This window comes from Paenibacillus amylolyticus (assembly GCF_051136285.1).
Taxonomy (GTDB): Bacteria; Bacillota; Bacilli; order Paenibacillales; family Paenibacillaceae; genus Paenibacillus; species Paenibacillus amylolyticus_F.
Genome location: NZ_CP194938.1, coordinates 999,224 through 1,022,072, shown reverse-complemented (window position 1 = coordinate 1,022,072; position 22,849 = coordinate 999,224). Strand labels below are relative to the sequence as shown.

General features: G+C 46.0%; 17 protein-coding genes. 15 read left to right on the top strand and 2 right to left on the bottom strand.

Features of this window, described 5'->3' with window-relative positions:
* Nucleotides 1–92: 92 nt before the first annotated feature.
* The 8 genes from pepF (at nt 93) to ACR8BL_RS04385 (ending at nt 11,634) form a co-directional block, all read left to right on the top strand.
* Nucleotides 93–1,895 carry an oligoendopeptidase F gene (gene pepF / locus ACR8BL_RS04420; RefSeq protein WP_434751495.1) on the top strand — a complete coding sequence of 601 codons (1,803 nt, stop codon included), beginning with the start codon at nt 93–95 and terminating at the stop codon, nt 1,893–1,895.
* Between the two features lie 18 nt (nt 1,896–1,913).
* Entirely contained in the window at nt 1,914–2,531 is a 618-nt protein-coding gene (locus tag ACR8BL_RS04415) for a DUF2500 domain-containing protein (protein WP_434751494.1), read from the top strand.
* Nucleotides 2,532–2,836: 305 nt separating this feature from the next.
* The gene (locus ACR8BL_RS04410) at nt 2,837–4,336 is read left to right on the top strand and encodes a rhamnulokinase (RefSeq protein ID WP_434753012.1); all 1,500 of its coding nucleotides are present in this window, start codon (nt 2,837–2,839) and stop codon (nt 4,334–4,336) included.
* Nucleotides 4,337–4,338: 2 nt separating this feature from the next.
* Nucleotides 4,339–5,100, top strand: a complete 762-nt coding sequence (locus tag ACR8BL_RS04405) for a DeoR/GlpR family DNA-binding transcription regulator (RefSeq protein ID WP_434751493.1) — start codon at nt 4,339–4,341, stop codon at nt 5,098–5,100.
* A gap of 51 nt (nt 5,101–5,151) precedes the next feature.
* Nucleotides 5,152–5,880: a (Fe-S)-binding protein gene (locus tag ACR8BL_RS04400; protein ID WP_434753011.1), complete on the top strand. Its 729-nt coding sequence runs from the start codon at nt 5,152–5,154 to the stop codon at nt 5,878–5,880.
* A complete protein-coding gene (locus ACR8BL_RS04395; RefSeq protein ID WP_434751492.1) occupies nt 5,877–7,394 on the top strand; it encodes a LutB/LldF family L-lactate oxidation iron-sulfur protein in 1,518 nt (505 codons plus the stop codon). The genes ACR8BL_RS04400 and ACR8BL_RS04395 overlap by 4 nt, the downstream gene beginning before the upstream one ends.
* On the top strand, nt 7,384–8,109 hold the full coding sequence (locus tag ACR8BL_RS04390) for a LutC/YkgG family protein (protein ID WP_434751491.1): 726 nt from the start codon (nt 7,384–7,386) through the stop codon (nt 8,107–8,109). Before ACR8BL_RS04395 ends, ACR8BL_RS04390 begins: the two co-directional genes overlap by 11 nt.
* Nucleotides 8,110–8,460: 351 nt before the next feature.
* Nucleotides 8,461–11,634 carry a bifunctional cytochrome P450/NADPH--P450 reductase gene (locus tag ACR8BL_RS04385; RefSeq protein WP_434756575.1) on the top strand — a complete coding sequence of 1,058 codons (3,174 nt, stop codon included), beginning with the start codon at nt 8,461–8,463 and terminating at the stop codon, nt 11,632–11,634.
* A gap of 163 nt (nt 11,635–11,797) precedes the next feature.
* On the opposite strand, the gene ACR8BL_RS04380 is transcribed toward ACR8BL_RS04385, so the two are convergent.
* The gene (locus tag ACR8BL_RS04380; RefSeq protein ID WP_434751490.1) at nt 11,798–12,223 is read right to left on the bottom strand and encodes a hypothetical protein; all 426 of its coding nucleotides are present in this window, start codon (nt 12,221–12,223) and stop codon (nt 11,798–11,800) included.
* Nucleotides 12,224–12,418: 195 nt separating this feature from the next.
* A complete protein-coding gene (locus tag ACR8BL_RS04375) occupies nt 12,419–13,708 on the bottom strand; it encodes a Gfo/Idh/MocA family oxidoreductase (RefSeq protein WP_434751489.1) in 1,290 nt (429 codons plus the stop codon).
* A 124-nt stretch (nt 13,709–13,832) separates the two neighbouring features.
* On the opposite strand from ACR8BL_RS04375, the gene ACR8BL_RS04370 reads away from it, so the two are divergent.
* The 7 genes from ACR8BL_RS04370 (at nt 13,833) to ACR8BL_RS04340 (ending at nt 22,658) form a co-directional block, all read left to right on the top strand.
* The gene (locus ACR8BL_RS04370) at nt 13,833–14,714 is read left to right on the top strand and encodes a helix-turn-helix domain-containing protein (protein ID WP_434751488.1); all 882 of its coding nucleotides are present in this window, start codon (nt 13,833–13,835) and stop codon (nt 14,712–14,714) included.
* A 67-nt stretch (nt 14,715–14,781) separates the two neighbouring features.
* Nucleotides 14,782–15,234, top strand: coding sequence for a RidA family protein (locus ACR8BL_RS04365; RefSeq protein WP_434751487.1), 453 nt, complete (start codon nt 14,782–14,784; stop codon nt 15,232–15,234).
* 4 nt (nt 15,235–15,238) lie between these two features.
* Nucleotides 15,239–16,072 carry a phosphotransferase family protein gene (locus ACR8BL_RS04360; protein ID WP_434751486.1) on the top strand — a complete coding sequence of 278 codons (834 nt, stop codon included), beginning with the start codon at nt 15,239–15,241 and terminating at the stop codon, nt 16,070–16,072.
* 20 nt (nt 16,073–16,092) lie between these two features.
* On the top strand, nt 16,093–18,255 hold the full coding sequence (locus ACR8BL_RS04355; RefSeq protein WP_434751485.1) for a class I SAM-dependent methyltransferase: 2,163 nt from the start codon (nt 16,093–16,095) through the stop codon (nt 18,253–18,255).
* On the top strand, nt 18,230–18,919 hold the full coding sequence (locus tag ACR8BL_RS04350) for a 3'-5' exonuclease (protein ID WP_434751484.1): 690 nt from the start codon (nt 18,230–18,232) through the stop codon (nt 18,917–18,919). Before ACR8BL_RS04355 ends, ACR8BL_RS04350 begins: the two co-directional genes overlap by 26 nt.
* A 100-nt stretch (nt 18,920–19,019) precedes the next feature.
* Nucleotides 19,020–19,301 carry a hypothetical protein gene (locus ACR8BL_RS04345; RefSeq protein ID WP_434751483.1) on the top strand — a complete coding sequence of 94 codons (282 nt, stop codon included), beginning with the start codon at nt 19,020–19,022 and terminating at the stop codon, nt 19,299–19,301.
* A 321-nt stretch (nt 19,302–19,622) separates the two neighbouring features.
* Nucleotides 19,623–22,658, top strand: a complete 3,036-nt coding sequence (locus ACR8BL_RS04340; RefSeq protein ID WP_434751482.1) for an HD domain-containing protein — start codon at nt 19,623–19,625, stop codon at nt 22,656–22,658.
* Nucleotides 22,659–22,849: the final 191 nt, after the last annotated feature.

Sequence of the window (22,849 nt, the reverse complement as noted above, 5' to 3'; positions counted from 1 at the left end):
CAAAAGTCTCATAAATAGGACATGTCATGTATGCATTGGCAGATTATGATACGATGAGAGATATTGGAAATGCAAGGAGGAGGACAAACCAGATGGAAAAGATACGTACACGCGCCGAGGTCATGGTGGAAGCGACCTGGGATCTGAGTGATCTGTTTGCAACCGATGCGGAATGGGAACAGGAGCTTACATCCCTGCCAGACGCCGCTGCTGATATCGAAAATTTTAGAGGTACACTGGGTCAACATGCAGAGCAATTGCTCGCTTGTCTGGATGCCCGGGAAGTTTTGCAGGAACGGATTGGCAAGGCGGCGGCTTATGCGCGTTTAAAACAGTCGGAAGACAGCACAAACCCGGTAAATATGGAGAACGCAGCGAAAGCTGGTGATATTCTATCCAACCTGTCGTCAAGCCTCTCCTTTGTTAACTCCGAAATTGTTTCCCTGCCGGAAGGTACGATTGAGCAGTATTTGAATAAGCTTCCGGGTCTGGCACCATACAAGCGTAGCCTGGAAAGGCTGATGGAGGAAAAAGCTCATCGGCTCTCGCCTGAGACGGAGAAAGTACTGGCCTCACTCGGCGAAGTGTTGGATTCACCCTATCGAATCTACCAGCGTGGCAAGCTGACGGATATGACTTTTAATGAAGCATGGGATGGTGATGAACAATCCCGTCCATTATCATGGTCTTTTTACGAAAATAATTACGAGATGTCACCCGATACTGAGCTGCGCCGCTCCGCTTATGCCTCCTTTAATGCAACGTTGAATAATTACAAAAATACGTTTGCTGAAGGATATGCTGCCGAGGTGAAGAAACAGGTGGTGTTATCCCGTCTGCGCGGATATGATGATGTGACGGACATGCTGCTGGCGCCGCAGCAAGTGAGCAAGGAGATGTACACTAACGTCCTGGATATTATTCAAATGGAACTTGCTCCGCACATGCGCAGACTGGCTGCGCTGAAAAAACGGGAGCTTGGACTCGACAAACTGATGTTCTGTGATCTTAAGGCTCCGCTTGATCCGGAATTCAGTCCAGCTATTACATATGATGAAGCTTGTACGCTGATTCGTGAGGCGCTGGATGTACTGGGGCCTGAATACGGGGAGATTGTTGAACGAGCCTTTAATGACCGCTGGGTTGATTATGCGGATAATGCAGGTAAATCCACGGGAGCATTCTGTTCCCCCATCTATGGCGCGCACTCTTATATCTTAATCTCGTGGGCGAATAACATGCGTGGGGCGTTTACGCTGGCTCATGAGGTGGGACATGCAGGTCACTTTATGTTGGCTGGCAAATATCAGCGGATTACCAATACGAAGCCTTCTCTCTATTTTATTGAAGCGCCCTCTACAATGAACGAAATGTTGCTGGCAGATCATCTGCTGAACCGTTCTGAAAATCCGAGAATGCGGCGTTGGGTCATTTTGCAATTACTTAATACGTATTATCACAACTTCGTTACTCATCTGCTGGAGGGAGAATTACAGCGCAGGGTATATACGCTCGGAGCGAACGACAAGCCGATCACCGCAAAAACGTTAAGTGAGCTGAAAGGCGCGATTCTTTCCGAGTTCTGGGGACCTGAGCTGGTGGTGGACGAAGGCGCCAAGCTGACGTGGATGAGACAGCCGCATTATTATATGGGCTTATATCCGTACACGTATGCAGCAGGTTTAACAGCGTCAACAGCAGCTGCGCAGCAGATCAGGGAGGAAGGACGGCCTGCAGTGGATCGCTGGCTTGAAGCGCTTAAATCCGGCGGAAGTCTCCCGCCACAGGAACTGATGAAACTTGCAGGTGTAGACATGTCTGGCCCTGAGCCGATTCGCACGGCAGTTGCTTATGTCGGCAGTCTTGTTGATGAACTTGAACGTCTGTATTCCTAATCTCGCTCATATAGTAGTATGGACAAGGCAGAAGGGGTGTCTGCCAATACACCATTTCCTGAACAGGAAGCGGTGAGGTGTTATTTTGCTTGGGGAAAGGAACGATGTGTTATGGCGGTTACGGGCATATTCTCGTCAGTGGGCCAGTTAAGTGTAGATGGCTTCGGGGGATTCGATGATATGAGCGGCGTGCCGGGGTTTGAGGGCAATCAGAGTGGTTTTTTTTCCGGGTTCAATGAGCTTGGAGTGATGGGTACAATTGTCCCTATTCTAATCGGTATCGTGTTTCTGGTTGTGGCAGGCGGCATCGTATATGCTATCTTCTCAGGTGTACGAACATGGTCTTCCAACAATGCTGCAGCTGTACTCACCTTACATTCCAGAGTCGTTACAAAACGAACGGAGGTTAGTGGTGGAAGTGGGGACAGCAGTGCTACAACGAGTTATTACGCAACCTTTGAGTTTGACAATGGAGAACGCCTGGAACTGAATGTGGGCGGTCAAATGTACGGTATGCTGGTGGAGCAGGATCGAGGCATGTTGACCTATCAGGGTACACGCTTTAAACATTTTGAACGAGATATCCAACCTCAGTCAGGGCAATCTGGCACGAAGAATGAACCTTTTTATATGTAAAAAGGAAGCAGCGGCTCCTCCCGAAAGGGAGTGAGTCGTTTTTGTTGTGGGGTGAGGAAAGCGGATTCATGGGTATTCAAACGCTTACAATGATGATATACTCGTTAAATAAAACTAAACAGTATAAAACAAAAACAAACAAAGAGTGTTCGGGCAGAAAGTAAAGATGAAAGCGCAGCAGAGGGAAAAGAGTTAAGTGAAGATTACGGTATAAGTCATGGTGGTCGGCCAGTGTGATTTGACTTCAGGTTCCAAGATAGATATGAAGGTTGGAAGACGATAACTTGCTGGAAGGTGGGAAAGCAGTGGGTGTACTGGCTTATGATTTGGGTGCGGGAAGCGGCAGAGCTATACTTGGGCAGCTGAATGATCGAGGGATCGAAACCCGGGAAATTCATCGCTTCAAAAATGAACCTGTGAAAGCCGGAGAACGGATGCACTGGGACATTCTAAGACTGCATCATGAAGTGCTTCAGGGGTTAACGCTTGTAAAACAACAAGCTGAAGTACCGGAGAGTCTGGGGATTGACTCCTGGGGTGTGGATTTTGGTTTGCTGGGCAGCAACGGTGAACTGCTCGGTAATCCCTATCATTATCGTGACACACAGTTCAACGGCTTGATGGATATGGTCTGTCAGGAGTTAACGGCAAAGCAGGTTTTCGAACGGACAGGCATCCAGTTTCTTCCGTTTAACACATTGTACCAGCTTGCAGCACTTAAGCGCAGTGCTTCTCCATTGCTGCGTGAAGCTGAGCGTTTTCTGATGATTCCTGATCTGTTACGTTATTTCCTCACTGGAGAAGCGGTGAATGAGTTCACGAATGCGACGACGACACAGTTATACAATCCGGTTCTGAGACAATGGGATCGGGAATTGCTCGCCCATATCGGTGTTTCAGATCAATGGTTCGGAGATGTGGTGTTGCCGGGGACCCCTGTTGGGCAGCTGCGCAATAGCATACGTAATGATATCGGCCTTGCATCCATTCCCGTTCTGGCTGTAGCAGAGCATGATACCGGATCTGCTGTGGTGGCGGTTCCAGCGACGGAACGAAGCTTTGTTTATCTAAGCTGCGGGACATGGTCCCTGATGGGCACCGAGCTGGACCAGCCGGTCATCAGTGCCGAGAGTCTGGCGTTGAACTTTACGAATGAAGGGGGCGCAGGCGGCACATATCGTCTCCTCAAAAACATTATGGGTCTCTGGATTTTGCAAGAATGCATGCGACAGTGGGAACGCGAAGGGCAAGGAATTAGTTATGCATCCTTGCTGGCGAAGGCAGAGACGGCTCCGGCGTTTACCAGCCTGTTCGACCCGGATGATGAACTGTTTCTGCCTGCGGGCAATATGACAGAGCGGATTCGCCAATACTGCCGCAAGACAGGACAGCTTGTTCCAGAGGATCAGGGAAGCATAGCTCGGGCCATTCTGGAGAGTCTTGCTTTGAAATATCGCAGAGTTCTGCAGTGGACAGAGCAGCTGTCAGGTCAGTCATTCGGCGGATTGCATATGGTGGGCGGTGGCATTCAGAATGAGTTGTTGTGCCAGTGGACAGCGAATTCCATCGGCAAGCCCGTCTGGGCGGGGCCAGCGGAGGGAAGTGCGATTGGAAATATGGCTGTGCAATGGATAGCGAGCGGAGCGTTTAAGGATATCTGGGAAGCACGCCGTGTCATTCGAGATTCATTCCCGGTAAAAGAATATGAGCCGGAGGATAACAGGAAGGCATGGGAAGAAGCGTATGAGCTGTTTGTACGAATAACGGCTATAACACCAGAGACAGAAACCGGGAGTGAGGTGTAGACATGCTCGCTGCAGAACGGTACGACCGGATTGTGGAGTTAGTGAACATCAAGGGCAGCATGCGAGTATCCGAGCTTAGTGAACGATGCCGAGTAACCGAAGAAACAATTCGCCGTGATCTGGATCGGCTGGAACAGGCCGGCCGGTTGCGCAGATCACACGGCGGAGCGGTTAGTGTGAAGGAAGATCAGCCGGAGATACCTTACCGAATTCGGGAAACGACACAGACGATAGAGAAAAAACGGATTGCCGATGCGGCTTTGGCTCTGATTCAAGCTGGAGATCGTATTTTGCTGGATGCCAGTACCACTGCTGGGTATATGGCGGCGAATATGCCAGATATGCCCCTGACGGTGTTAACCAACTCGATTCAAGTTGCTACTGAGCTGAGCAATCGAGACAAAATCGAGGTAATCTCCACGGGAGGACAGCTGGCTGCTCGTTCCTTATCCTTTGTTGGACCCCTTGCAGAGCGTTCGCTCGAAACTTATCATGTGGACAAACTTTTTTTATCCTGCAAAGGTGTACATCTGGAAAGCGGCAGCATCAGTGAATCGAATGAACTTCAAGCCAGATTAAAACAGAAGATGGTGGGGATCGCGGATCAGGTGATCCTGCTGGCTGATGCGAGCAAGTTTGGCATTCGGGCTTTTGCTCGTGTGACCGAATTGGATACTGTACACACCATCATTACGGATCAACCCTTGAGTGAAGAGCAGACTTCCCTGTGCAGTGCGTATCATTTACGGGTGCTTACAGTATAACGATGCCTGAATGCTGGCCTTGAAATAAATTGTTAATTGGAGCGTGTAATGATGAAGGTCTCCTTGTTTATAACCTGCCTCAGTGATGCCATCTATCCCCGAGTGGGGGAGGCAATGGTCCGATTGCTTGCCGCTCATGGCATTCGTCTTGAATTTCCGCAAGTGCAGACGTGTTGTGGTCAGCCCTCTTATAACAGCGGATACTGGGATGAGACTCGGGTTGCTGCCAAAACAATATTAGAAGCGTTTGATGACAGCGACTTTGTCGTGTGTCCATCAGGCTCATGTACCTATATGATTCATCATTACCCTGAGCTATTTGCAGATGAGCCGGAATGGTTGGAAAAAGCGAAAAGACTTGAGGCCAAGGCTTACGAGTTCACGCAATTTCTCGTACAGGTGCTGGGTGTGACGGATGTTGGCGCACATTTCCCACATAAGGTAACGTACCACCCTTCCTGTCACGGTAGTCGCCTGCTTGGGGTGAAGGATGAACCGCTGGCTTTACTTTCCAAAGTCAAAGGACTTGAACTGGTTCCACTGCCTCATGCAGAAGATTGCTGCGGGTTCGGGGGTACATTTGCCATTAAAATGTCGGATATCTCCGGGGCGATGGTGAGCGAGAAGGTGGACCATGTGAAAGAAACACAAGCCGAAGTACTTGTTGGGCTGGACATGGCTTGTCTGATGAATATTGCGGGCAACCTTCGGTACAGAAACGAACCTGTACGTGTGATGCATCTGGCAGAACTGTTATATGAGGGGGTGCAGACCGGATGAGCCAACCTGGTGTTATGAATGAAACGGTCAAATCCCGTGCGGGTTTGGCACTGAATGATGATTTTCTTCGCAAAGCCGTGAAGTTTACGACAGAACGTTTGCGTAATGGCAAGAAGGCAGCCTCGGAAGAGCATGGTAACTGGGAAGAATGGCGAGAGCGTGGACGTCAGATCCGTCTGCATACGATTGCGCATCTCGATTATTACTTGAATGAATTCGTGAACAACGCTCGTGCGAACGGTGTGCATATCCATTTTGCAGACACTTCTGCGGAAGCAGCGTCAATCGCACTGGACATTGCGGTTCATAAACAAGCTGTAAGTGTAGTGAAATCCAAATCCATGGTGTCGGAAGAAGTGCATCTGAATCATGTGCTGGAAACGGCAGGGATTGAAGCCATTGAAACCGATCTTGGCGAATACATCATACAGCTTGCGGGTGAGGCGCCATCTCATATCGTCATTCCGGCGATTCACAAAAACAGATACCAAATTGCCGAGCTGCTGTCCAAGGAAGCAGGAGAGGTGCTGGAGCCCGATACGACAGTGCTAGCAGGGTTTGTGCGCAAGAAGCTGCGTGAAAAATTTCTGGAAGCCGACATTGGTTTGACAGGCTGCAATTTTGCTATTGCCGAGACAGGTTCGATGGTGTTATTTGAAAATGAAGGCAATGCTCGCATGGTATCTACCGTTCCAAAAACACAGATTACACTGATGGGTATGGAACGCATCATACCATCTTGGGAAGACCTGGAGGTTATGGCGACCTTGCTGCCTCGTTCTGCCACTGGGCAGAAACTCACGATGTACATGTCGGGTATTACAGGCCCGCGTCGCTCGGCAGATGCTGATGGCCCGGATGAAATGCACATCATTATTGTGGATAATGGCCGATCTCTGCAACTTGGTGATCCTGAGTTCCAGGAATTGCTCAACTGTATTCGCTGCGGAGCATGTCTCAATGCTTGTCCGGTATATCGGCACATTGGCGGTCATGCTTATGGCGGAACCTACAGTGGCCCGATTGGAGCGGTGCTGACTCCTGCATTAAACGGTAACATTGAGGAGTGGAACGATATTGCAAGTGCATCGAGTCTGTGCGGTGCTTGTTATGAAGCTTGCCCCGTCAAGATTCCATTGCATGATATGCTCGTTTATTTACGGAGACGTAAGGTTGAAAACGGACATGGAGATAAGCTGGAGAGCATGGGAATGAGAGGGTTTGCAGCTGTTGTAGCGAATTCCAAACGTTTTGCTGTCGCTATTCGGCTTGGGCAGATCGGGCAGAAGGCTGTTGTTCGTAATGATGGCATCTCGTTAAAGCTTGGTCCGCTTAAAGGTTGGAACTCCTATAGAGTGGCTCCCAGTCTAGCGAAAAAATCCTTCCGGCAGCAATGGGACAATCTGGAGCAAGAGTTGGATCAGCAGCATACTGTTATGGATTCGTCTGTACATGAGCGTATGCAGCAGCTTATTCGTGATCGCGGGGAGGGAGGGTTGAAGCATGGGAAGTGAACATCAGCAATGGCTTGCAGCTATGGAGGAAAAGTCGCGGCGCAGACAGGAGAAATTCATGGACGATATCGCGGCCAAGTTAAAAAGGCCTAGACAGCGCCATGCTCCGACCCATGCTTTTCGAGGTGCCCCGGACTTTTGGAATGAGCTGGAATGGGATGAGGAGCAGCGAATTCAGGCGTTTACGGATAACTTTGTCAGTGTCGGTGCTCATATCGCCCGAATGCAGAATATGGAAGAAGCTGCGGTGTTTATTACCAATAAAGCTCATGAATTAAATGCTAAATATCTCATTCGTCAGAATGAGCAGGCGCTTACGGATCTGGGACTGGAGGAACAGCTTCCAGATAGACAAGTTTCCGTGTGGAACAGTGCTCCGGATGTGGATTGGAAAGCCCGAGCAGCCGAAGCGGATATCGGTGTCGTGATGGCGGATTATGCGACTGCTTATACAGGTTCGGTTACCGTGCTGTCTTCCCCGGAGAAGGGACGCTCCGTCAGTCTTCTGCCAACCGTGCTGATCCTGATTATTCCGGTTGAGCGACTGTATACAAGACTTGGTGAGACACTGAACCGTTTCGACGAAGCAGGAAGAGAGCAGCTGCCGGCAGGCATTCATTTTATTTCGGGTCCCAGCCGTTCATCCGATATTGAGAATGATTTGACCATCGGAGTTCATGGCCCAGGAATTGTATATGGTTTAATTGTTGGTTAGCTCGTTTCCGCGCTTGTCCGTATGAAACTGGGGAGCGACTGTGAATATAACTGTCCTGCTGGTGGGATTTTCTGCCGAGGGCAGTTTTTGTTTTTTTTAGAGATATGAGAATACGGATGTGAGAAACTAAGACTTTAGGACAGTTGAAGATTAGAACTGGAAATGATATGGTAAAGATAGACAAAGAGAAACACCCATTTTTTTTACTTCGAATTGACCATATTACGATTGTGGTCAGTTAGTTTTGGGTATGACATATTCACACACACATGGTCGAAACAGGGGTTCAATTGAAGCCTGATTCAACAGAATTCATCATTTACATTTTAAGAAAAAGAAGGAGTGAGAGCTATGCCACCCATTTCAGTGCCTCAGCCCAAAACGTACGGCCCATTAGGTAACCTGCCGCAGTTGAATTTTGACGAGCCAACACAGTCTTTGGTTAAGCTGGCAGATTCGTACGGCCCTATTTTTCGCATGGATTACCCTGGAAGAAGTGAGCTTTATATTTCGAGTGAGAAATACGTAGCCGAGGTTACGGATGAATCCAAATTTGATAAAAGAGTATGGGCTCCGCTCGCCAAGGTGCGTGCTTTTGCCGGGGATGGACTCTTTACAAGCTGGACGGACGAGCCTAACTGGAAAAAGGCACATAATGTGCTGCTCCCAAGCTTCAGCCAGCGTGCGATGCAAGGGTACCATAACAAAATGGTGGATCTCGCCGTACAGCTGGTTCAGAAATGGTCGAGGCTTAATCCCGATGAAACGGTGAATGTACCGGATGATATGACTCGTCTGACGCTAGACACCATAGGCCTGTGCGGATTTAACTACCGTTTTAACAGCTTCTATCGAGAAGAACCACATCCATTCATTACAAGCATGGTACGTGCATTGGATGAATCTATGAGTTCGTTGCAGCGTCTGCGTTTGCAGGATAAATTGATGATTACCAAAAAGAAACAATTCGAACAGGACATCCGTTCCATGTTCTCGCTGGTGGATCACATCATTGCAGAGCGCAAGGCACAGCCGCAGGAAGGGGCAGATGATCTGCTGTCTCACATGCTTAGCGGTAAAGACCCGGAGACAGGCGAAACACTGGATGATGAGAATATCCGTTATCAGATTATCACATTCCTGATTGCTGGACATGAGACAACAAGCGGTTTGTTATCTTTTGCGGTGTATTATTTGATGAAAAATCCAGATAAACTTGCGAAAGCTCAGGCAGAAGCAGATGAAATTCTGAAAGATCCGGTGCCGACGTATAATCAGGTTCGTCAATTGAAATATATACGTATGGTGCTGAGTGAAGCATTGCGCTTGTGGCCAACCGCGCCAGCATTTTCTTTGTATGCAAAAGAAGATACAGTGCTTGGCGGACGATATCCGCTGCAAAAAGGAGACAGTGTCAGCGTGCTCATACCCAAGTTGCATCGGGACCGTGAGGCGTGGGGAGACGACGTAGAAGAGTTTCGGCCTGAGCGGTTCGAAGATCCAAGCAAAGTGCCTCATAACGCGTACAAACCGTTTGGTAACGGTCAACGCGCCTGTATCGGTCAGCAGTTTGCTCTTCAGGAAGCCACACTCGTGCTCAGCATGGTTTTGAAGCATTTTGACTTCATCGATCATACGAATTATCAGTTAAAGGTCAAGGAAACCCTGACACTTAAACCCGATCATCTCATCATTCGAGTACGTCCACGCGGAGGTCAACCTGTGATGGCGATACCTGGTTTGACTGTGCAAGAGCCTGCTACTGCTGTGAAAAAGAATGAGCAAGATGTCGTGGATGCACATGATACCCCTATGCTTGTCCTGTACGGCTCCAACCTGGGGACGGCGGAAGGCATCGCGCGTGAAATCGCGGATACTGCCAGACACCAAGGTTTTCGCAGTGAAGTCGCTGCGCTGGATGATCGCGTCGGCAATCTCCCTAAAGAAGGAGCTGTCATTATTGTCAGTGCATCCTATAATGGTCAGCCGCCAAGCAACGCCAAAAAGTTCATAGAGTGGATTGAGCAGGCAGATGCAGACGAGTTCAAGGGTGTGAACTATACTGTGCTAGGCTGTGGTGATCACAACTGGACTAGCACATATCAACGCATTCCACGTTTGATTGATGAGCAGTTGTGCTCACGCGGTGCAAAGCGTCTGTCATCTCTTGGTGAGTCGGATGCCAGTGGTGATTTTGAGAAACAGGTGGAGGATTGGACAGAACAACTATGGCCTGACTTGGCGCGGACACTGGAATTGAAGCTGAATACGGACTCCAAGAGTGAGCGAAGCTCACTGTCTGTACAGTTTGTCAGTGGAATGGCGGTTACTCCGCTGGTGGAAACTTATGACGCACATGCTGCTGCCGTACTCGAGAATCGGGAACTTCATGATGCAGGTAGTGAGCGGAGTACAAGACATCTGGAGATTAAACTGCCCGAGGGAATCGCATATAAGGAAGGCGATCATCTGGGCATTCTGCCACAAAATCCGCCGGAGCTGGTAGAGCGAGTTCTTCGTCGCTATGGATTTACCGGAGCCGAGCATCTGGTACTGGATGCATCGGGTCGAAGCGCAGCTCATCTTCCGTTGCAACAGCCAGTGAACTTGTACGACTTGCTCCGCCATAGTGTGGAACTGCAGGAGGCTGCAACACGTGCACAGCTGAGAGAGCTTGCTGCACATACGGTCTGCCCGCCACATAAGAAGGAGCTTGAGGCGTTACTTGATGAGTCGTTATATATGAAGGAAGTGCGTGGCAAACGAGTATCGATGCTGGACTATCTGGAGAAATATGAAGCATGTGAACTGCCGTTTGACCGTTTCCTTGAGTTGCTGCCTTCGTTAAAGGCCAGATATTATTCCATCTCCAGCTCGCCGCGAGTGCAAGCAGCTCAAGCGAGCATTACGGTAAGTGTGGTGGAGGCACCCGCTTGGAGTGGACAAGGGGTATACAAAGGTATTGCTTCCAATTATCTGGCTGGGCTTAAGCCTGGGGATGAGGTTGTGATGTTTGTCCGTACCCCGGAATCTGGATTCCAGCTGCCTGAGCGTCCAGAGGTGCCTGTCATTATGGTTGGGCCGGGAACGGGTGTAGCACCATTCCGTGGTTTCTTGCAGGCGAGACATGTGATGAAGCAGCAAGGTGAGCAAGTTGGTGAAGCCCATCTGTACTTTGGCTGCCGCAATCCCGAGCAAGATTATCTGTATAAAAACGAACTTGAAACCGCACAGCAAGAGGGGCTGGTGCAGCTTCATACGGCATTCTCCCGGATTCAGGGGGAAGCGAAGTGTTATGTTCAGCACCGGATGAAAGAGGATGCACATCTGTTGATTCCTTTGCTGGAAAATGGTGCACATCTGTACATTTGCGGAGATGGCAGTAAAATGGCTCCGGATGTGGAGGCGACGCTGAAACAGGCTTATGTAGACATTCTGGATAAAACGGAACAAGAGGCAGAAACCTGGCTTAATCAGCTTGAAGAGCAAGGCCGTTATGCCAAGGATGTCTGGACAGGCATTTGATTGAATTCGGCTAGAGCGTTTCAGAGATAAAAGGATGCACAGATCATCTGTGTCGTCGATAGGTATCAAACCTCGCGGTGAGAAGCGGAGATAACCGATTCTCACCGCTTTTTCGTTTAAGGAGCTGCTACACAGGGATATAGAATGGGCAGCTCCTTCCGGTTTACCTGCGGCGGATACAGCCACGTTTCCGTTTATAGGTTCGTTTGTGAGGCCGATAGATCGACTCCACGCTGGAAAGCGGAAACAGAATACGCGAAGGGACTCTGCCCCTACCTTGCAGTTCAATATAATTGAGTCCAACGCCAACCAGTCTGATGTTCCTGAATGCGTTGCGCGAAGGAAATGTTGTACGAATGCCAACCCGGATTCCTCGCTGTGTCCGAGGAATGTTGAATACACGAATGGAATTCAGGCTGAGCGGAATAAATAATTGATGATTTATTTTGACAAAATTACGAGGGAATACCCGGCGGATGCGTCCGGGTTCTAAACCGGTACGCGGGGTGTTAAGCTCAGCAAGATGTCCCTGGAATTGGGCCAACCGCTGCTGGAGTGTTTTACCTGTGCGAAGATGCTGCCAGCTCATAAGTCATCCTCCGTTCATTGTTTATACCTAGTATATGAACGGAGCAAGGAGGATGGTGAATACTTGGCAGCCCATGTTCATGCCGGGTGATACGTACTGAGATGTGATGTGCTTGTGGAATGAAAAACAGAAAGGCAAAAGATCAGAGATTCCAGGTCTCTGATCTTTTGCCTTTTCAAGAACAATAGGCCGAATTTAGAATTGAACCAAGGTATCAACCTTAACAGGCAGGCCAGTTGCAATAGCACGATTGGCTGCAATACCTGTCAGAATTGAGCGGGCGCCATCTACATGATTAGCTGCACGGTGGAAAGGATCTTCTGACGGCGCGCCGAACAGATCGTTCAACAGCACAGGGTCGCCGCCACCGTGACCGCCTTCTTTTTCTTCCACTTCCACTTCATAAGGTGCGTCGAACAATGGAACCACACGTAGCGTTTTGCCAATCAAAGCGCCTTCCTTGCTCTTATCGCCCAGTGAATTGACATAGGATTGCTCTGTAATATTCATCTCAATACGACCTTTTGTACCATTGATGGCGATACGATAACCTTCCCACGGTTGATAAGCAACCAGGGAATAGGTCAGAATTGCTTTGTTCCGATATTGGACAAGCACACCCATCGTATCCTCGATATTGATCCCTTCACCAAACACACTTTGGTCGCGTTGGTATCCATCCTCAGTCTCGGCATCGAGATACATTGATTTTAGGTGATCGTCCGAATCCAGATGCAGGGCAAATGGATCATCCTGAGCGAGCGGATTGCCAGTAGCACGGTTGTAAAATTGAGTAACCCCGCGATCCTCGGCATTTTCCCTGCCGTAAAACATCAGATCTCCAAATGCAAATACGGTATCTGGCTGTGAGCCAATCCAGAAGTTCACCAGATCGAAGTGATGCGTCGATTTGTGTACCAGCAATCCGCCGCTATTGCGCTTGTCCCGGTGCCAACGACGGAAATAATCTGCGCCGTGACGGGTATTCAGCAGCCATTCGAAGTGAACGGAAGTCACTTTGCCAATGACATCGTCCAGAATAAGCTCCCGTATTTTCGTATGATGCGGTGCATAACGATAATTGAATGTTACACGTACGTTCTGTCCGGTACGTTTTACAGCATCCAGAATATCCTGACATTTCTCTTCATTGATCGTCATCGGTTTCTCGGTAACGACATCACAGCCAAGCTCCATGGCCCGAATGATGTATTTATCGTGAGTCCGATCCACGCTGGTGACAATAACGTAGTCTGGCTTCTCATTCTCAATCATCTGGTCAAACTGATCTGCCAGGTAAGTGGGCACCTCAGCATAGTTATATTTTTCTCGCAGCAGCTTATTTGCATAATTTAAACGAACCTGATTGATATCACAAAAACCAACAAGCTCGGAAGTTTCACTGAAATCCCGGGTCAAGGCACCATAGAAAAATTCGGCACGACCGCCGGTCCCGACCAATACATAACGTTTTTTGTTGCCCATGCATATCGCCTCCTTGAATGTAAGTTTAGCCTATAACAAAGGAGCACTTCTTTCGCCGCATTTTATGCGTAACCGCTTTCAAACGCCGCGTATTTTGCTATAATTGTGAAAAGGGGAGAACGCTATGACCGAAGCCAATCGTGCGGATTACCATGATGCAACGAATTTACTACATATGGAATATGATCGTCGTATTGGGTATTACTCTATGCCAGACGATCATTTTCACGACCATTATGAGCTGTATTATTTACTTTCTGGTGAGCGTATTTATTTTATCAAGGATCGGTCGTATCGAATCAAAGCAGGGGACTTGGTATTTGTGAACCGCAACACGGTGCATAAAACACTGGAAAGCGGAATGCAAGGCCATGAGCGAATTGTGTTATACCTGCAGCCGGAACTTTTTGCCGCTATGGCGGTCTCAAGTGAGCTTGAAGAGGGGTTAACCGAGCCCTTTCGCTGGGACATACCCATTGTGAGATTCCCTGCTCCTATCGCCAAGGTGACGGAGGGAATCGCGGCAGAGATGGTGAAGGAAATGCGTAAGTCCGACGAGGGAAGTGGAATATTGCTGCGTCACCGGACGCTGGAACTGCTGCTGCATACGTACCGTCACCGTGAGCTAGGACGTATACAAGCGGATGATCATGACCCTGTTCTTCACCCCAAGATTCAAGTGGTTGTTCGTTATCTGAATGAAAATTATCAGAATCCACTGATGCTGCCTGAGGTGGCAGGCAAGTTTCGGATCAGTCCACATTACCTAAGCCGGCTATTCAAACAAACGACGGGTTTTGCCTTTAGCGATTATCTGAATTTATTGCGGGTGAAGGAGGCACAGCGTCTGTTGCGTGAAAGTGAAGAGTCAGTAACGGATATTGCCCTACTGGCGGGATTTGGTAATTTTTCGCATTTTGGCAAGATGTTTAAGCGCGCGGTACAGATGTCGCCAAGAACATACAGGCAGGAGTACAATGGACGGGATGGGATTAAGAAAGCATAAAACACAAAAACATAATCACATTCAGAAGCATTTCATTTTATTATAAAATGAGAGAGGTGTCCTGGTTATGAGCATGATCGAAGCCAGACTGCAAGAAATGGGAATCAAGCTTCCACAATCCAGTGCGCCTGCTGGGAAATATGCAAACGCCGTAATTGTAAATGGCATCATGTATGTATCAGGAAAAGGCCCGGCTACGTATAAGCGCGGCAAGCTTGGTGTGGAATTCACGACCGAACAGGGGTATGACTTTGCCCGTAACGCCGGACTAGAGGTACTTGCTGTTGTTCGGGATGTGCTCGGATCGCTGGATCGCGTCAAACAAGTCGTGAAGGTGCAAGGTTTTATCAATGCCTCGGCTTCCTATCAAGAACATCACAAAGTGCTGAATGGATTTTCGGATCTGATGGTAGAGGTTTTTGAAGAACAGGGAGTGCACGCAAGATCCGTCTTCGGAGCCGTTTCCGTCAGAGATAATCTGCCACTGATTATTGATTCCATTTTTCAAGTGGAGGGATAAGTGCATGAAGCTGATGGGACAAGGAAGAACATCGGAAATCTACCATTATACAGATGGTCTTATTTTAAAATTATACCGGACAGGGTTCTCAGGGGAAGCGGTACAGAATGAATATCATATCAGTCAGTTGGTGTACGATAAGGGGCTGCCGGTTCCTCGTGCTGTAAAACAAATGGATCACGCGACGCGCACGGGCATCGTATTTGAACGCTTCGAGGGTACAACGCTGTTATCGCTGATGATTCAGCAGCCGGAATTGCTGGAACAGCTATCATCCACAATGGCAGAAATTCAGTATAAACTGCATCAGGTACATGATGAGGGCAATACAATGCCTTTTCAAAAAAAGATTCTGGAGCATGCGATTCAGCGAGTATCCAGCTTTTCAGCTATTGAACAGAAGGGCCTGCTGGAGTATTTGTTCGCATTGCCTGAACAGCGGGCGCTCTGCCACGGTGACTATCATCCCGATAATGTAATGTTAGGCAAGGACGAGGGACAACATTGTGTCATCGACTGGATGACAGGAATGACGGGAGATCCTGCGGGTGATGTGGCTCGGACGTGGGTAATATTAATGAGCGGCAAACTGCCAGATGATGCAGAGCCTGCGATTCGGGAAGGATTTGAGCAGGCTCGAAGTTTGATTTTGCAGCGGTATATAGAGCATTATATAGCTTTGTCGGGGATCACTCGTGAACAGATTGAAGCCTGGATGCTGCCTGTAGCTGCAGCACGTCTGGATGAAAGTTTGCCACCCTCGGAGGCGGAATATTTGCTTCAATTTGTGCGGGACAGACTCCGCTTGGTAGATGAAACAGTTCATACAACATCATGAGATAAAGAGGGTGAAGGATCATGCTGCACGCGCTGGAAGCGATCCAACGTTATAAATCAGGAAAGTCACAACAACAACATTTGCAACATGAGCCGGAATGGCTGCAATGGTTAGTAGCAGCGGAGAAGCCGCGTATTAATCTGGAGCGTATTCACTCGATTGCTGAGCTTCAGAAGATCAATGCGGTATTGGATTACACGGAGCATACACTTCAGGTGCTGGACAGACTCCAGCTTTCGTTCTGGATGAAGGAGCTGCTGGAGGAAGTGCTGGCCTGGTCGGAGACGGCAAAAGGAGGTTCGCTGGATCAACGCAGAACGTGGCAGCAGCAGGGGATTAACCTGTTTGTACATAATATTGGCTCAGCTCAGCTCTATAGTTTATATGCAACCGACGGATCGAATGGGCTGGAGCCGGCAACTTCTCCGAAACAGGAGATCATTCGCATTTTAATATCCACGCACGGATTGATTGGGCAATACACAAGGGGTGAAATTCCGTTTGCGGAGAATATACCGTTGCGTTCTTTGATGACCGAAGGCTGGGTTACCGACAGTGAACTGCGTACCCTGCTGATGGCTTTGAACCAATGTATTATTGCAGCCGTTGATCCCGATCTTTGGAATCAGGTTCAGGGTGAAGTAGAGCAGATCGTGAACTGGATCGTAACAGGCACGGAACATACGGACTGGAGCGTGAAAGAACGATTATCCCGCCTGAGAAGTAACTCCATCCGGCAAGGTGAAGCCATCGATGAAACATATGCCAAGCTTGAACAGCAGTTTCCTGTGGAGCAGCAACTGGCTCCGATGGCTTCACGTACATTGTGGTATGTGGAGTCAGCTATGCGGGATTTTTCGCTGGAAGAGATGGTGAAAGTATTTTTGCTGGCGCTCCACAGCGAAGAATGGAACCAGGAAAAAACGAGTCCTTCTAACGCTTCTTCTGTGACCTCTATTCGTCATATCAGCTTTGAACCGTTAATGAACACGATGTATTACGACTACAAAGGTGCCAAAAAGCTGAATATCTACAAGAAACGTATGATTGAAAAATATCTGGAGCAGTATTCATGGGAGCAGATCATTGCTGGAGAGCAATTACCTTATCCGCATCTTGGACATCGGGTCGAACGATATCCTGATCTGCCAGATACGCTATTCGTGACCTTTGAATTCTCGCCTGCGGCCGAGAAACTGATTGCATTTTGCATTGAAGCAGAGAAATCTCCATTGTACGAACAGGCGGTGCTGTTATTATTTGATTTGTTTGGGCTGCGCCGGGATGCGTATGATCGGTTTCACAATGAAGAGACGTACCTTTCGGACATGAACAGTTCGGGGGATTACAAAAAAGTGCTGCTGGACTACATGGTTGGCAAGCGTGTGCTTGACATCGGTCCGGGCGGCGGCGTTCTGCTCGATCTGATTGAGCAGGAGAAGCCGGAGATTGAGGCGATTGGCATTGATATTTCGGCCAACGTGATCGAAGCGCTGGAGCATAAAAAGCAGCGAGAGTCCCGTCACTGGCATGTGATGAAAGGGGATGCATTGCAGCTTGCTCAGTATGTGGAGTCTGGCACAGTGGATACGGTTATCTTTTCCTCCATTCTGCATGAGTTGTATTCCTATATTGAGCGTGACGGACGCAGATTCAATACAGATACGGTGGCGGCGGCGCTGCAAAGTGCTTTTCAGGTGCTCTCCGCAGGCGGAAGAATCCTTATCCGAGACGGTATTATGAGCGAGCCTGAGTCGCAGAAACGACGAATTCGATTCCTGGAGCCAGACGGGTTGCGCTGGCTGGAGCGTTATGCAGCAGATTTCAAGGGGCGCGAGATCATTTTTGAACGTATATCGGATGATGAAGTAATGATGCCGATTAATGATGCGATGGAGTTCCTGTACACCTATACTTGGGGCGAGGAAGCTTATGTACACGAAATTCAGGAGCAGTTTGGCGTATTTACACCCCAAGCCTATGAGAAATGCATACGTGAAACGTTGGGTGAGCAGGCGGAGATCATCAAGCTGCATCATTTCCTGCAAGAGGGTTATACCGAAGCGCTGGCAGAACGAATTGTTTTTATGGATGAAAAGGGGAACCCTGCATCTTTGCCTGACAGCACTTGTCTGATTGTGATCGAGAAGAAGGGGAGTGAACATTGCGAAAATTACATTTGAGCCAGGTATGTACACGGTGGAGGAATTAAACGTGACGTCGCTGCTGGATAGAACATATTGCATATCTGATCTGGAAGGAACAGGCATTGATACGACTGTGGAGAGTATCACTCAGTTTGGCGCAGTGCCTTATAAAAGGGGAGAGGGCCTTGGCGAACCTAGTTTCTCTTCTCTAGTTCAGGCATCCAAACCGATTCCAGCAGCGGTAGAGAAACTTACCGGTATTACAAATGAAGAAATGTTAAAGGCTTCGCGTTTTAATGAGGTATATGAGCAATTCTGTAGCTTTATCGGGAACCAGGTACTTGTCACCCATGCAGGATATGAATATGATCTGCCTATGTTAGAGCGTCATTGTCAAGAATTCGGGTTATCCATTTTTACCAATAAGGTGCTGGATACCAAGGCGATGTTCACATATATTCATCCCGAGGTAACGGACGTTGTCTCTACGGACTTTCTTATCCGGTACTACGACCTGAATACAGAAGGCATTCACAGACATGATGCACTGGCAGATTGCGGTATCATTGCCCGGATCTTCGAATGTGTGCTCGATGAGTACGAGAAACGGGGATTGGATCATTTTACAGCAGATGTTAGCAAGCACATGAAACGTTTTGTTATACCTGAGATGTATTTGAAGAAGGAGAAGAAGGAGTGACAGAATGAGCAAAGGCGATGTAAACACATTGTTGCACGATTTGAAAGAAGGACGCTTGCTAAACGAACGAAATTTCGAAGGGCTTGATGTAGAGGCGTAATTGGATGAACGGGACGAAGCCCCATTTGCAGATGAGTGGATGCAGGCCTATGAACGCTATGCCGGGGACTCCGCCGTTGCCGAAGATGAAGTGCTGCGACAGATCAGGGAGATTGCCTTTAAACGAACGATAAGCTTAACGGGTGAACCGGAGTTAGCCGGTTATGTCAGCGATGATTTTGGGTTGATCGGCAGTTATTGGCTACAGGATGGCGAGCAGGATGCGTTTGTGAATCGGTTGTATGAGGGTTACGCCCAAGAAAAATTGCCCCTGCGCTCTTAGCAGGGTATCCATTTTTAAAAAGAGTTTCCCAATACAAGCGGAAGCTTAAGATCCAAATTATTTTAAGGCTAATTTATATGGTTCTGAACACATTAGATAAAAATTCATCTGTCCTATTAGTGTAGAATTTTGGAAATTTGCATGCTATATTTATCCTAATATTATGTAACTAGATCGAAAGAATCATAGATAATTTATTTAAGGTCAAATTTTCATCCCAATCAAAGAAATAGCGAAAATTAACTGGTAATTTAGTACAAGAGATATTACTTATTTATTCTATAAATCTAATTAATACATACTAAAAAGGGGAAATTTACTTTGAAGGGTTTGAATGTAGAAAATGCAGTGTTATTTAAGCAGCTCTTGTTGGTCGAAGATAGTTCACAAAAATTATCACAATCAGTTTTGAAAATTGTTAGTCATGTAACACCGCTATTGGCTCGTATCCCTGAGAATATGCGTGAATATACACTTCACGATGAGACACATAGTTTAAAAATAATTCGTATAATGGGACGTATTATTCCTCCTGAGACTTTAGTACAACTAAATGATATTGAACTTACTTTTTTAATTTTAGCAGCTTTCTTACATGATATAGGAATGACGTGTTCATTATCAGAAAAAGAGAGAATTATTTTAGGCTCGTCTGAATACCAAAATTTAATGAAAATTGATCCTATATACGAAGATTATTTAGAATTTAAAAAAACTAATAACCATAGAGCAGTTACGAGAATTGAAGATAAGATTTTTACAGAGTATTTAAGAAGAAATCATGTGAAGAGGTCAGCAGAATTTATTGAAACTACGTTGTTGGAAGGTGAATTTAAGCTTGCTATTAACGATATTTTGCTTTTTAAGTACTTAATAAACATATGCGATAGTCATGGAGAACCTGTATCTTGCTTGAAAGATAATCGTAGATACCCCAGAAATACTCTGATTGGAGAAAAATATGTAAATATTCAATATGTATCTTTAATTCTTCGTATGGCTGATATATTGGATCTAGACCCTGAAAGAACTCCTAAAGTTATTTATGATTTTGTTTCTCCTGAAGATCCAACAAGTGTAATAGAGTGGAAAAAGCACAGGTCGATCATCGGTTGGGACATCTCTTCTAATAGAGTGGTATTTGAGGCTGAGTGTACCTCCCCAGAGGTAGAGAGAGCTTTGAGAATTTTTATGGAATGGATTGAGATAGAAAGAAAAGAGAGTATTGATTTGTTGAAAAACTATCACGATGAAATTTCTTCTAAATATCTACTTTTGTTACAAGAACCCATTAATATGGAACGTATAGGATCTGATGGATCTTACATCTATAGTGATGTTAAATTTCATCTACATTACGAGAAAATAATAGAATTATTAATGGGACAACGTCTTTATCGTAGTCCAATTACAGCTCTTAGGGAGCTCCTGCAAAATGCAATTGATGCTATAAAGGCAAGGATGTTTCTTGGTAGTGACAAATTAGAAAGATTCGAACCTAAAGTAACTATCGAGTATAAGAATGATACTCTTATCATTGAAGATAATGGAATTGGTATGGATGATGATGTATTTAATGAATTTTTTTTACAAGTCGGAACGAGTTATTATAAACACCCAAGATTTTTTGATACTGATCTTGATGTAGTAAGTGAATTTGGTATAGGTGTGCTTTCTGCATTTATGGTGGCTGATTCTATGGTAATTGAAAGTAGAATGGAACCTGAAAATCCATTAGTACCTCCTTTACCTATTTATTATGAAATTCCAACAGCTCATAGTTATTGTGTAAAAAGACATTCGGAACGAGTACATGTAGGAACGAAGATATCTCTTAAATTAAAGAAAGGCCATCCTTTTTCTGAATATTCAATTGTACAAGTTATTGAGGAAATAATTCCACATCCAGATTTTCCGATTTTTATCAAAACAACAGATCAAGAGTTTAAACATAGTGGAGTATCAATAGTGGAGAACTCTTTATTCAATGAGCATTTAGATAAAGAGAGTTTTAGTATAGATAGACGCAGAAATTTGGAGTTAACGGATGAATCATTTACGCATTATTTATTTGATGTTGATTTAGGTAATCTGGGCGATATTGAGATTGAAGGTAAATTGCAAGTTGTAAATGGATCAAACGTACGATTAGATGGTGAAGTATCTGGTTGTATAACGCAGAGGTCTTTTAATCTTGGAATTCCACATACATCTGAAGGGAACTTTAAGTTAGAGATTTCAAAATCTTTAACTCAAATGTTTCCTTATTGGTTGAATATATTTGCTGATATTAACATTGTCGGACGTGGGAGTCTAGCCATAACTCCAGACAGAACAGAGGTTATCCAAGACGAAAGGTTTAAAAAAATTAAAATGGCCCTGGAACATGCAATTATATCTGGTTTTCAGAAACATCTTGATGAGTATAAGGAGAATCATTCATTAAACGAGTATCATAACTATGTAGATCTATTATTTGAAGCGGGTTTTATAGAAGTGCGTTCTCATTATAATGAAGCTATTACAGAAGAAGCACAAATTTTCTTTCAAAAATATTTATCATTCCCAGTTATTACTGAGAAAGGTACTTTAGTCAGAAAGTTTGGTGCGGAGTTACTTTCTTATGAGAGGTTGGGTATAATTGAAAGTTATAATGTGGAAGAATTCACTAACGAAATGAATGATTTTGTTACTAAACATAAGGAAATACCAATAATAATCTTAAACGGATTCAATATAAGGCAGTTCTACAATATGGATAATCTAGTATATTCAGTGTTTCTCGATTCTCAAATCAATAATAAACTTAGCATGTGCAGATATTTATTGTCTCCTATACCTGGTATAGAAATTGAAATATTGTGTAAATATGACTTGAAAAAGAAAGATTCTGGAGGGCCAAACAGATTTGAAGTTGCAGAAGAAATACTATTTGATATTGAAAATAAATCTTCACAAGTAATTTGTATTCCTGTTGATTCAGGAGCGTACGAACATATTTTTAACAAATCGCATCCAATTATAACGCCTCTGCTTCAGGGATCTCGTTATAAAAATATTATAGCTGAGCGGATTTTCCATAAACTTAAAAATAGTTTTAAAAATATAATGGTTGAATATATAGATTCAATTGATGATCCTGAAAACGCAAAGCTTCAGTACGCTTTGAGGAATTCATCTCATGCTCTATTATCGACAGGACTGTTTAGTAAGGATTCTGGGGTTTATACAAAAATGAAAGAGGCTATCGATTTACATTGGACAGAAATGACTATGCAAGGTTTTGTTAAGGAACTTGATTATCCAGAAATAGGGTTTTCAGACTTTCCGTGGTATTGGGGTGCTGAGAAATTTTAAGTTTATTTTAACTCACTATACAAAACTATAAAGAGAAGTTATTTCATTTCACCAAATTTTACAGAATGATAGATTTATTACAAAAGCTCCTTCAGCTCATGCTGAGGGGGCTTTTGCTTTGAAAGTGATTCGAATTTAACCAAAAAACAGAATAACGTTTACAAAATGCTGAACGTGTAGTCTTTGATGAT

Coding starts and splice junctions, on each gene's coding strand:
- pepF (WP_434751495.1), top strand. CDS start 93: ATGGAAAAGATACGTACACGCGCCGAGGTCATGGTGGAAGCGACCTGG.
- ACR8BL_RS04415 (WP_434751494.1), top strand. CDS start 1,914: ATGGACAAGGCAGAAGGGGTGTCTGCCAATACACCATTTCCTGAACAG.
- ACR8BL_RS04405 (WP_434751493.1), top strand. CDS start 4,339: ATGCTCGCTGCAGAACGGTACGACCGGATTGTGGAGTTAGTGAACATC.
- ACR8BL_RS04400 (WP_434753011.1), top strand. CDS start 5,152: ATGAAGGTCTCCTTGTTTATAACCTGCCTCAGTGATGCCATCTATCCC.
- ACR8BL_RS04395 (WP_434751492.1), top strand. CDS start 5,877: ATGAGCCAACCTGGTGTTATGAATGAAACGGTCAAATCCCGTGCGGGT.
- ACR8BL_RS04390 (WP_434751491.1), top strand. CDS start 7,384: ATGGGAAGTGAACATCAGCAATGGCTTGCAGCTATGGAGGAAAAGTCG.
- ACR8BL_RS04385 (WP_434756575.1), top strand. CDS start 8,461: ATGCCACCCATTTCAGTGCCTCAGCCCAAAACGTACGGCCCATTAGGT.
- ACR8BL_RS04380 (WP_434751490.1), bottom strand. CDS start 12,223: ATGAGCTGGCAGCATCTTCGCACAGGTAAAACACTCCAGCAGCGGTTG.
- ACR8BL_RS04375 (WP_434751489.1), bottom strand. CDS start 13,708: ATGGGCAACAAAAAACGTTATGTATTGGTCGGGACCGGCGGTCGTGCC.
- ACR8BL_RS04370 (WP_434751488.1), top strand. CDS start 13,833: ATGACCGAAGCCAATCGTGCGGATTACCATGATGCAACGAATTTACTA.
- ACR8BL_RS04365 (WP_434751487.1), top strand. CDS start 14,782: ATGAGCATGATCGAAGCCAGACTGCAAGAAATGGGAATCAAGCTTCCA.
- ACR8BL_RS04360 (WP_434751486.1), top strand. CDS start 15,239: ATGAAGCTGATGGGACAAGGAAGAACATCGGAAATCTACCATTATACA.
- ACR8BL_RS04355 (WP_434751485.1), top strand. CDS start 16,093: ATGCTGCACGCGCTGGAAGCGATCCAACGTTATAAATCAGGAAAGTCA.